The sequence below is a fragment of the Chengkuizengella sp. SCS-71B genome, from assembly GCF_040100845.1.
Classification (GTDB): Bacteria; Bacillota; Bacilli; order Paenibacillales; family KCTC-33759; genus Chengkuizengella.
The window spans coordinates 2,077,261-2,090,000 of the sequence record NZ_JAZHSH010000001.1 but is presented as its reverse complement, the minus strand read 5'-3'; the positions used below and the strand labels follow the sequence as shown (position 1 = coordinate 2,090,000).

Sequence of the window (12,740 nt, the reverse complement as noted above, 5' to 3'; positions counted from 1 at the left end):
TGTTGTCCTTCGATTACGCCTTTCGGCCTCACCTTAGGTCCCGACTTACCCTGAGCGGACGAGCCTTCCTCAGGAAACCTTGGGCTTTCGGCGGACAAGATTCTCACTTGTCTTTTCGTTACTTATACCGGCATTCTCACTTGTGTACAGTCCAGCACTCCTTACGGTATACCTTCAATCCATACACAACGCTCCCCTACCCCTGATACCATTGTATCAAGCCATAGCTTCGGTGGTGTGTTTAGCCCCGTTACATTTTCGGCGCAGAGTCACTCGACCAGTGAGCTATTACGCACTCTTTCAATGGTGGCTGCTTCTAAGCCAACATCCTGGTTGTCTGTGCAACTCCACATCCTTTCCCACTTAACACACACTTGGGGACCTTAGCTGATGGTCTGGGCTGTTTCCCTTTTGACGATGGATCTTAGCACTCACCGTCTGACTCCTGGGGTTTAAAGTCTATGGCATTCGGAGTTTGACTGAGCTTGGTAACCCTTGACGGGCCCCGCACCCAATCAGTGCTCTACCTCCACGACTCACCCCCAAGGCTAGCCCTAAAGCTATTTCGGGGAGAACCAGCTATTTCCGAGTTCGATTGGAATTTCTCCGCTACCCCCACCTCATCCCCTCATTTTTCAACATAAGTGGGTTCGGGCCTCCAGTGAGTGTTACCTCACCTTCACCCTGGACAGGGGTAGATCACACGGTTTCGGGTCTACGTCAACATACTCATACCGCCCTATTCAGACTCGCTTTCGCTGCGGCTCCAGCTCTTCACTTTAACCTTGCATGCTAACGTAACTCGCCGGTTCATTCTACAAAAGGCACGCCATCACCCATTAAACGGGCTCTGACTTCTTGTAAGCACACGGTTTCAGGTTCTATTTCACTCCCCTCCCGGGGTCCTTTTCACCTTTCCCTCACGGTACTGCTTCACTATCGGTCGCTAGGGAGTATTTAGCCTTGGCAGATGGTCCTGCCAGATTCATACGGGGTTTCACGTGCCCCGCACTACTCGGGATCCACTCCGGAGAGAATGATTTTTTAGTTACAGGACTTTTACCCTCTTTGGTTCGCCTTTCCAGACGCTTCACCTAAATCATTCCTTTGTAACTCCATGTGGAGTGTCCCACAACCCCAACAGGCAAGCCTGTTGGTTTGGGCTAATCCGCGTTCGCTCGCCGCTACTGACGGAATCACTTTTGTTTTCTCTTCCTCAGGGTACTTAGATGTTTCAGTTCCCCTGGTCTGCCTCCGCTAGACCTATGTATTCAGTCTAGGGTACGTACCTATTACAGTACGTGGGTTCCCCCATTCGGACATCCCCGGATCGAGGTCTGCTTACGACTCCCCGAGGCATTTCGTTGTTCGCCACGTCCTTCTTCGGCTCCTAGCGCCTAGGCATCCTCCGTGTGCTCTTAATAGCTTAACCATTAAGTTCGCTTTAAATGATCACTCATTTTAAAGCTTTTATTTGAGAATTCCATTGCTAATCATGTTTCTTTGCTTTCGCTATCTAGTTTTCAAGGAACAATTCTTACTTTGAGAGCTTGCACTCTCAAAACTGAAAACGAGTGAACTGTATTCTCCATAGAAAGGAGGTGATCCAGCCGCACCTTCCGATACGGCTACCTTGTTACGACTTCACCCCAATCATCTACCCCACCTTCGGCGGCTGGCTCCCCAAGGGGTTACCTCACCGACTTCGGGTGTTGTAAACTCTCGTGGTGTGACGGGCGGTGTGTACAAGACCCGGGAACGTATTCACCGCGGCATGCTGATCCGCGATTACTAGCAATTCCGACTTCATGCAGGCGAGTTGCAGCCTGCAATCCGAACTGAGATCGGCTTTGTTGGGATTGGCTCCACCTCGCGGCTTCGCTGCCCTTTGTACCGACCATTGTAGTACGTGTGTAGCCCAGGTCATAAGGGGCATGATGATTTGACGTCATCCCCACCTTCCTCCGGTTTGTCACCGGCAGTCACCTTAGAGTGCCCAACTTCACTTGCTGGCAACTAAGATTAAGGGTTGCGCTCGTTGCGGGACTTAACCCAACATCTCACGACACGAGCTGACGACAACCATGCACCACCTGTCTCCTTTGTCCCGAAGGAAAGCTATATCTCTACAGCGATCAAAGGGATGTCAAGACCTGGTAAGGTTCTTCGCGTTGCTTCGAATTAAACCACATACTCCACTGCTTGTGCGGGTCCCCGTCAATTCCTTTGAGTTTCAGTCTTGCGACCGTACTCCCCAGGCGGAATGCTTAATGTGTTAACTTCGGCACCAAGGGTATCGAAACCCCTAACACCTAGCATTCATCGTTTACGGCGTGGACTACCAGGGTATCTAATCCTGTTCGCTCCCCACGCTTTCGCGCCTCAGCGTCAGTTACAGACCAGAGAGTCGCCTTCGCCACTGGTGTTCCTCCACATCTCTACGCATTTCACCGCTACACGTGGAATTCCACTCTCCTCTTCTGCACTCAAGCTCACCAGTTTCCAGTGCGACTCGGAGTTGAGCTCCGAGTTTAAACACCAGACTTAATGGGCCGCCTGCGCGCCCTTTACGCCCAATAATTCCGGACAACGCTTGCCCCCTACGTATTACCGCGGCTGCTGGCACGTAGTTAGCCGGGGCTTTCTTCTCAGGTACCGTCTAAGCAAATGCAGTTAACATCTGCCTTCTCTTCCCTGGCAACAGAGCTTTACGATCCGAAAACCTTCTTCACTCACGCGGCGTTGCTCCGTCAGACTTTCGTCCATTGCGGAAGATTCCCTACTGCTGCCTCCCGTAGGAGTCTGGGCCGTGTCTCAGTCCCAGTGTGGCCGATCACCCTCTCAGGTCGGCTACGCATCGTCGCCTTGGTGAGCCCTTACCTCACCAACTAGCTAATGCGCCGCAGGTCCATCTCTAAGCGAGAGCTTACACCCTCTTTCTTCATCTCATCATGCGATGAAACGACCTTATCCGGTATTAGCTAATGTTTCCACTAGTTATCCCAGGCTTATAGGCAGGTTACCTACGTGTTACTCACCCGTCCGCCACTAAGAACATTAAAAAGCAAGCTTTTTAATCTCTTCGTTCGACTTGCATGTATTAGGCACGCCGCCAGCGTTCGTCCTGAGCCAGGATCAAACTCTCCATTAAAGGTTGCAATCTCTCGATCACAACTATGTTAGAGCGCTTGGCTCATTCTTTGTTACATGTTATATCCGGGTTCCCAAAAGTTTAAAACTTTTGAGCTATTTGTTTGGATTCCTGAAAAATTTCAAGTCTCCGTAAGTTCACTCGTTATTCAGTTTTCAAGGTGCAAAGAATATTTGTTGTTGTCGTTCTTTGTTTGAGAGCGACTTATTCATCATACAACAAATCCTTATTTATTGTCAAGCACTTTTTTATTATTCCATGTCGTCCATTTCAGCGGCGACTTGAATAATATATCACATGCTATCGATTAATTGCAAGCATTTTTTTAAATCTTTTTTTCCTGTAGTAATAATATACTTTGTTCTCAGATTTTTTATTTATTTAGTCTCATCTCTAGATAAGCTACACCTTGATACATTATCGTTGCAAAAAAGGCAATAATAAATAAACTGCCCATTACTAATGTGAAATTAAAAACTTGAAATCCATATATAATCAAATAACCTAGTCCTTGTTGAGATACTAAGAATTCGCCAACGATGGACCCTATCCATGCTAATCCTACATTAACCTTTAATGTTGATACTATGGTCGGAAAAGAAGCAGGTAAAATAACCTTCCTAAATGTTTCACTTTTACTAGCACCAAAGATCCGTACTACTTTTATATAATTTGAATCAATTTCCTTAAAGCTATTTAATATAACTAAGGTTGTAATGATAACTGTGATTGCAAGCGTCATTGCAATAATTGATAAATACCCTGGTCCTAAACCTACAATAAAAAGTGGACCTAACGCTATTTTAGGCATACTATTTAATACAACTAAAAAAGGATCTAGAACTTTTTCAAGAATTTTAGAACTCCAAATGATAACAGCAAGTAAAGTACCACATATAGTTCCTAACAAAAATCCAATCACTGTTTCAATTAATGTTGTACTTATATGAGGTAACAAAGAACCATCAATTAGCTTCATATATAATAGTTTTAAAATTTTGCTTGGATAACTAAATAGCAATACATCCACCCATTTAAAACGTCCTGCAACTTCCCATAAACTAAGAAAGGATAACAAAATTAACAGTTGTACAACAAAAATCATCCGCTTTTCTTTTTTTTGTTTTATGGCAAAATTATGTTGAATCTTATTTACAAGTGAACTTGGATCAGAATTTCTCTGCATCAAAGCGATCACCCTTATCTCCTATATTTTCTAACTCATGCCAAATCTCATTGAACAGCCTTCTAAAGTCTTCTTCTTCTCTAGTTTGAAAAGGTAGCATACTTCTAATTGCATCTGGTATTTTAATTATTTTATGAATTCTTCCAGGGTTCCGATTTAAAATTACAACTCTATCGCTCATCGCTACAGCTTCAGAAATATCATGGGTCACTAATATCGCAGTTTTATTGTGAGTTTTTAAGGTTTCAAAAACTAAATCTTCTAATTTTAATTTAGTTTGATAATCGAGAGCTGAGAATGGTTCGTCTAGCAATAAGATATCTGGTTGAGTTGCTAATGTCCTTACTAGTGCGACTCTTTGTCTCATTCCACCAGATAACTGATCAGGATACAAATGAAATGTTTCTGATAACCCCATTTCATTTAACAAATACATCGTATGAGATTTTGTCTCAGCATTTAATTGTTTCATTATTTCTAAGCCAATTAGAGCATTGTTTAATATCGTCCTCCAAGGAAACAAATAATCATGTTGAAGCATATAACCCATTCTATTTGAGGGACCTGATATTTCTTGATTAAAAATTGACACGCTGCCCTGAGAAGGTTTAATTAAACCTGCTAAAATGGATAAAATCGTTGTTTTGCCACAGCCACTAGGACCCACAAAACTTACAAACTCTCCTGGTTCAATAGAAAGATCAATATTTTCAACTGCTAGAAGTGCCTGTTGTTCAGAAACATACACATGTGAGACACCGATTAATTTTACAGCGTGATTCATTCATCTCATCCCTCTATTACTCTAGACTTTTAATTGCTTTTTCAGCAAAAGAATTATCAACTAAAATTTGATGTGATGCTCTTTCTTCAAGTTCCCCAGCCTCTACCATAACATCTAACAAATTATTCCATTCATTTTCATCTACTATAGGATCTGTTGCATATGATCCTTGAGCTCTATAACGATCAATAACTAATTCAATAATCTCCTCATCAATATCCTCGAAAAATGGAGAGATTGCATCCTTAATTTGTTTTACACTGTTAGTTTCTACCCACTTTTGTGCCTTGTGAATTGCATTCGTGTATTTTTGAACAGCATCTTTGTTGTTTTTAATAAAACTTTCCTTACTCATATAAACGGTGTAAGGTAAATGGCCGCTTTCAATACCAAATGAAGCAATGACATATCCCGTTCCTTCTTGTTCAAAAACAGTCGCTGTTGGTTCAAATAATTGCACAAAATCACCTGTTCCAGAGGCAAATGCTGAAGCAATATTAGCAAACTCAATATTTTGAATTAACTCCATATCATTGTGAGGGTCAATACCATGTTTCTTCAGAGCAAACTCTCCAGCCATTTGAGGCATCCCGCCTTTTCTCTGCCCTAAAAATGTACTTCCTTTTAAAAGATTCCAACTAAATGAACTAAGAGGATCTCTCGACACTAAAAAACTTCCGTCAGTTTGAGTTAACTGAGCAAAATTAATGACAGGATCATCTGAGCCTTGCTGATAAACATATATTGAGGTTTCTGAACCAACTAAAGCAATATCAATTCCATTTGCAAGCAGTGTAGTCATTGTCTTGTCTCCACCCCATGTAGTAATTAGCTCTACTTCTAAGCCTTCATCTTCAAAAAATCCTTGAGATAATGCTACATATTGGGGAGCATAAAATATGGATCTTGTTACTTCTCCTACACGAAGTTTAGTTGGATCATCCTCATTATTCCCACATGCACTTAGAATGGTTCCAAAAGATAAAGCTGAAATCAACAATAATATAAACATCTTTCTTCCCATATAATCACCTTCCTTTTAAGTAAAAAATAAATCTTCTTTCCATGAAAGCTCTATGTCTTCTCATTATTAACTGATTATTTAAGCACCTACAGCCCACAATCGATTATACTGAAATGTGAAATGCAGGATAAGAATATAATATGCTTTCGCCTAGAAAAACGTTATTCTCATGAAAAGAAATCATAAAAAATTGTAGGTTTACTTATAATAGGGGTCAGAAATAAATAAAGAGGAGCAGTCCCTTTAGTGATAATTAAACATTTCACTAATAGGACTACTCCTTTTATTCATTTACTATATTTTAATATTCTTCAATTATAATGGAACTGGCATCATTTTCCCCTACGGCTTGATTACCAAGATGCCCATCATACCAACCGTCAGTAGCTACTGTACTCCCCCCTCTAAAAATAGGATCTCTGTATAGGGTTACTCTATAATCACCGATAACAAACATTGCACTTAGTTTATTATCTGGAAAACCTAATTGCTCTATGAATCTATATTCTCCTGGAGTGGTTACATGCCTTTCGACTCCACCCACAAATAAATGATTCTTATCTCCTAAATAGACTCCTTTTGGAAATATTCTAAATGATGACATATTATTATCTCCTAATCCACTAGAATTTTCCATATCACTTATATGATGTCTTGTTGGATACATAAATCCACTATAATTTCTGTGAAGAAACATTCCAACTCCATAGTCTCCAATCACTAATACAGAAGATAAAGTATCGTTAGGAATTCCACAATCCGCTGACCAACTACAATTATAAATAGAGTTTGGTTTGAGACGTTTATGATTCCCTCCAAAATTAATACCATCAAAGAACCATACACCTTCACCATGTATTACTGACATTGATGACACTCGATTATCCATACCCATACTACCTAAATTTCTTCCGTCATAACCCTCTTTAATTATAGCCAGTTTTCCTGAATAATTGCCATGCTCATATCCAACATATGCATAAGGTCCAATTACTTTTACAGATGATACTTCGTCACTGTTTTGCCACATACCAGGATCATTATATCTTATATCTATTTTATCCGACGTAGCAAAATGGCTACTTCGACCATAATAATCTGGGCCTGTAAACAGATAGACTCCTGCTTTCTTTTCCATTACCCTTATAGAAGATACGATATTCGAGCCTATAAGTTCATCGTTAAAGTCGCGAACATAAGCATAACCATTCTCATCCGTGAAAAATGTTTGCTTATTTCCTAGACCGTCTAAGTCTCCAAATAGGTACACCAATACATTTCCTTGCACTAACATCGATGACAACCTGTTATCAAAATTGATTGAGGTATTTAAATTAGTATTATTTCTCCAGTCACTCGTCTTACTTACCGTAACACAATCGCCATTAAAACCTGCTTCTGAAAACAAAAATGCAGTTTCGGTCACTGTAAAATGTTGACCAGGCATTCTCACAGCTGAGGAACGGATGGTACCCTCATTATATAGGACTTCTTTCACAACATAAAATTCTTCATCTGTGTTTTCTTTTAAGAGGTCATATAACTCTGGTGAGAGGTTTATAGCATTCTCTTTTCCTACAAATCTACCCACTTCTTCTCCACCTGTAGCTGGGTTTCCAATATATAAAATATAATACGTGCCTTCCCCTGCAGGCTCTTGATTATCTGTCAAAGTAAATGGAATGGAGCAACCAACGACCAACCGACTAAATTCTGCAGCATCTAATTCTACCGTTTCGGTCACTACATTCGTGTTAGGTGAAATCTGTCTGTAGAATTGTTTAGTACTCACATATTGGTTATTACTAAACGATCGGAGATAATACGTATTCTCTTTTCTAGGCTCGACATTAAGGTCAGTCCAACTTGTTCTCGTTGGGTCAAAAATAGTTGCAGCAAGATGATCATTTTTATAAACAAAGTAACCTGCTACCTTTCCATTATTGAAATCACTCTCTTGCGCTATTTTATCTTCCGATACTGCCTCCCAGTTCAGTGTGATCGTTAAGTTTTGGAAATCTTGAGTAGCCGTTAAATGATTCGGCTTTGATAGATCATTATCCTGATCATAAATTGGTACTTCTACAACGGAGTATACTGCATTCTTCATATCAGAAAGATGATAGCTCTCAACATCAGGTGTATAGCTAATATCAGGTGTAAGTCCGTAATTATTGATATTTTTAAAAGCATCATCTAATTCACTGAAATGAGGTGCATTTGAATAATTCACTTTCGTTCGTGTCACTAGATCGTACACTGCCCATTTATAAGCAGTACCTGGATATTTGGTTCCAAATTGTACTTGGAATGAATCGGTTCTAGACGAGTGGTATGTTCTAGTAAATGCAGTTGTACTTGAATTAGAATAGTTATAATTAACTGTAGTACCAAATTCAAAAGTCTTTTTTATTACCATAGCATTTTTTTCAATTTTAAATCCAAGACTTAAGTCTACTCCAGTTCCATGGGTGATCATCGTTGAATCTTGCTTTGAATCTTGTATACCAAAAGTTCTATTAATCGTTTTCGTTACCGGAGATCCACCTGAATTCCCATAATTACCTGCCTCTGTTTCCCACCATTCTTCAACATCTAAGGTAAGACCTTCAGCAAAGTATGAATCTTTATTTAACAAAAGAATGATCTCATCAGGTGCATTCAAAGGGAAGTAATTAGTTACAGATTCTGTTACTGGATCATAAACACCAATAAACGTAATGACATTTGGATCCTGATCATTTAATGCATCATTTAAAACCTTTAGCATCATATCATTATTAGGGAAATAATCACGATCGACTTTGAATTTAACGGGTATATAGTTTACAGGCTCTATGCCTTGAAAAGAAGTTCTATTTTCATAAGTTTTAAGTGGCAATGGCTCAGTGGCTTTAACAGCTGGAATGTTTAATTCAGGTTCTAGGTAAGGCTCTGAACTGCTCCCACCTTCTACATTGCTTAAATTGGTAGATTTTGAAATTGTAGACTTTGGATCTATAGATGATTTTAAATTAGATTCGTTTTCTACTGTTTCCTCAGGATAATATACCTGATGAGTGACTCTATCAAACATAATATATCCTTCTCGTTCTTCTGCATTTACCATTGTAGTAGAGAATACACTCATTGAAATTAAAATGATAAAAAACATGATACGAATCATAAAACCAGTTAAATAATTCTTTTTGAACTCTATCATTCACATTCCCTCCCCTATCCTTCTGTAAAATAGATTAAATAATATTAAACTAATTAATCCCCCCTATCTATGAAAACCCTTACATTTTTTTATAACAACTACACTTTTATTTTGGTATACTCCTTTTTGTATGTTTGATTTCATAGACTGAACTAAGGAGGTTATTTCTAAAAAAAGAGGAGCAGTTCTCATAAATGAATGTAACATTTCACTATTTGAAACTGCTCCTCTTATTTATTTCTTCTATTTAATATTCTTCAATTTTTAAAGAACTGACTGTATCATTCCCAATCGGATGACTCCTAAAATCTCCAAGCCAGCCATACATCTCTAAACTATTTCCTTTAAAAACAGGATCTGCGTATAGGGTTACTTTATAATCACCAACAATAAAGATTGAACTTAGTGAATTATCTTGAAGTCCTATCTTTTCTACAAAACTATAATTTCCTGGGTCTTTTACTAGAACTGAAGGTCCAGGTTTAAAATTAAAATCTTGCCCTAAATAAACACCTTTTGGAAATACTCTAAATGATGACATTAGATTATCTCCTACATCTCCAGTACTTCCCGAATATTGATCAAAGGTTTTCACTGCTTGTACTCTTCCTCTATAATCCGGGTGTTCATATAATGTGACGCCGTAGTCTCCAATCACTAATACAGAGGATAAAGTATCACCAGGAAATCCACATTCATTAGAACTATGACGACAATTATAAGGAGTATTAGCATCAACCGGTAGGAAACGTTTATAATTTCCTCTATACGTTTGGTAATCAAATAACCATACACCCTCACCATGGTATACAATATATGATGAAGTTCTATTATCCATACTAGCTAAATTGGGATCCCCATAGTCCTCTTTTATTAAAAAATTTCCTCCTGAATAGTTATTATTGTCAAAGAGAACAACTGCATATGGACCAACAACTTTCACTGAAGATATATCATTGTCTTTAAAAATACCAGTTGAGGCTTGATGAGCCCACCATTCTGTATTGTTACGACCATATTTCATAGTTCCAGTAAAATCTGGTCCTGAAAAGAAATAGACGGCATCAACCTTATCTCTAATGATAAGGGAAGATACAGTATTCGCTCCTATAATCTTATCCTTAAAGTCACGAACATAAGCAAATCCATCCTCATCTGTAAAAAAGCTTTGACTAAACCCATTAAGTTTTAAGTCATCGTTTAGATGAACGACTAGATTTCCTTGCACTAACATAGAGGACAACTTATTATCAAAGTTATAACTTGAACTATTTAAATTTGTTGCTTCTCCACGTACGGTTTTACCTACTGTAACACAATCCCCATTGAATCCAGCTTTTGAAAACAGAAATGCAGTTTCTGTCACTGTAAAGTATTTACCAGGCATTTTTACAGGTGAGGAGCGAATAGTTTCGCCATTATATAGAACTTCTTTTACGATATAAAATTCTTTATTGGTGTTTTCTTTTAACAAGTCATATAGCTCAGGAGTGATGTTTACACCATTCTCCTTTCCTTCAAATTTACCCACTTCTATTCCACCTACAGCTGGATTCCCAATATATAGGATGTAATATGTTCTTTCTCCGGCAGAAATCTGATTGTCTGTCAAAGTAAATGGAATGGAACAGCCAATGACCATATTTTTAAATTGTGCTGCATTTAGTTCCACTTTTTCAGTTACCACATTACTAGGAAGTGAAATTTTTTTATAATAATATAAATGAGTATTTTCTTTATAATTACTAAACGATTTGAGATAATACGTATTGGTTAGTCCAACCTCTACATTTTGGTCAACCCAACTTGTTCTTGATGGATTATGAATCGTTGCAGCGAGGTTCCCATTTTTATAAATATAGTAACCCGCAACCGTGTCATCATTTTGTACAGTCTCAGACGTATCTATTTTGTCTGCAGGTACTGCGTCCCAATTCAGTGTGATGGTTATGTTTTGAAAATCTTGCGTTGCTGTTAAATCAGTAGGCTCTTGTATAGCTGAATCTTGTTCATAAATAGGGACTGCCATCGTCGCGTAATGTAAATTCCTAATGGTCACCATATAAGAACTCATATCCAGTGTAAGCCCTAAATTATCTATATCGTTTTTTAAAGTATCATCTAGTTCATCAAAATGGTCTCCACTTGAATAATTTATTTTTGTTCTTGTCATTAAATCATATACAGCCCACTTGTATGAAGACTTAGGGTAAAGACCGCCAAAATCCACTGTGAATTCATCATGATAGGAACTGTACATTGTTCTTGAAAACGCACGGCTGCTTGTGTGAGCAAAATTATAGTTAAATGTAACACCTACTTCCCAATTCATTTCTCCAATGGGTGTTCCTAATTTCCCACCCTCTGAAAAAGATAAATCTACTCCAGTTCCATGTGTCATTGCCACTGAAGTTTCCATGGATTGTGTAACACCAACATCTCTTTTGATCCCCTTAATGTGTGTCTCTCCCGTTCTTGAATATCCACTATTAGCATACTTCGGGTCTACTTCCCACCATTCTTCCACATCTAACGTAAGGTTTTCGGCAAAGTATGAATGTTTATTTAAAAGAAGAGTCAACTTATTCGAAGTTGGCTTTATTGGAAAGTAATTACTTACTTCTCCTGTATCAGGATTATATATTCCTAAAAACGTATCCACAAAAGGGTCTTTGTCATCTAATGCAGCATTTAACTCACTTAGCAACAGATCATTTTTGTAATATTTTGAATTTATATTTAAATTAACGGGTATATACCTCTCAGGCTCTATATCACGAAAAGAGGTTCTATTATCGTAGGTGGTTTTTGGGACTGGATCCCGATCACCTAAAGCTGGAATGTTAAGTTCAGGTTCTAAGTAACCAACTTCACTCTCACTATTCGTTACCGTACTAGTTCCACTTTCAACATTATTACTTAAATTAAAAGATTTTAAATTAGAAGGTTCCAAACTAGATTGTGTGTCTACTGTTTCTTTAGGGACATATACCTTATAGGTCCCTCGATCGATCATTTTATATCCTTCTCGTTCTTGTGCACTTACCTCTGTAGTAGAGAATACACTCATTGAAATTAAAATGATGAATAAAAGACAAATTATAAAACTAAATAAAGTAATTCTTTTGGACTCTATCATTCATCTTCCTCCCCTTTATTGTCTATATTTAATTTGATTAAACTGACCCCCCTTCCATGAAAGCCCTTACATAATACTAAAAACAACAATCATGCAATCATTAGAGAATCTGATTTCCTATCATTGAATTAATAGACTACACTTAAGGAAAATAAACATATCATTTACTGTAGTTTGTTATAACTAACATATTACGATAAATTGTATAATTATTCAATCTAATTTTCATTATTTTATGAAAATTCTAAAAAATA

5 protein-coding genes and 2 rRNA genes (1 of these 7 running past the window's edge) are annotated in these 12,740 nt (G+C 38.2%); all 7 read right to left on the bottom strand.

Annotated elements, in window-relative coordinates; all coding sequences use genetic code 11:
• Nucleotides 1–1,432: ribosomal RNA gene (locus VQL36_RS10210) — 23S ribosomal RNA — on the bottom strand (it extends 1,503 nt beyond the left edge of the window).
• A 162-nt stretch (nucleotides 1,433–1,594) separates the two neighbouring features.
• Nucleotides 1,595–3,151 (bottom strand): 16S ribosomal RNA (locus tag VQL36_RS10205).
• The 16S and 23S rRNA genes sit together here, the layout of an rRNA operon.
• A 373-nt stretch (nucleotides 3,152–3,524) precedes the next feature.
• Nucleotides 3,525–4,337 carry an ABC transporter permease gene (locus VQL36_RS10200; protein ID WP_349249208.1) on the bottom strand — a complete coding sequence of 271 codons (813 nt, stop codon included), beginning with the start codon at nucleotides 4,335–4,337 and terminating at the stop codon, nucleotides 3,525–3,527.
• The gene (locus VQL36_RS10195; RefSeq protein WP_349249207.1) at nucleotides 4,321–5,121 is read right to left on the bottom strand and encodes an ABC transporter ATP-binding protein; all 801 of its coding nucleotides are present in this window, start codon (nucleotides 5,119–5,121) and stop codon (nucleotides 4,321–4,323) included. The genes VQL36_RS10200 and VQL36_RS10195 overlap by 17 nt, the downstream gene beginning before the upstream one ends.
• Before the next feature lie 16 nt (nucleotides 5,122–5,137).
• Nucleotides 5,138–6,145: an ABC transporter substrate-binding protein gene (locus VQL36_RS10190; protein WP_349249206.1), complete on the bottom strand. Its 1,008-nt coding sequence runs from the start codon at nucleotides 6,143–6,145 to the stop codon at nucleotides 5,138–5,140.
• 301 nt (nucleotides 6,146–6,446) lie between these two features.
• Nucleotides 6,447–9,347 (bottom strand): hypothetical protein, encoded by a 2,901-nt coding sequence (locus VQL36_RS10185; RefSeq protein ID WP_349249205.1) that lies wholly within the window; start codon nucleotides 9,345–9,347, stop codon nucleotides 6,447–6,449.
• Between the two features lie 247 nt (nucleotides 9,348–9,594).
• Entirely contained in the window at nucleotides 9,595–12,486 is a 2,892-nt protein-coding gene (locus VQL36_RS10180; RefSeq protein WP_349249204.1) for a peptidase inhibitor family I36 protein, read from the bottom strand.
• Nucleotides 12,487–12,740 lie beyond the last annotated feature (254 nt).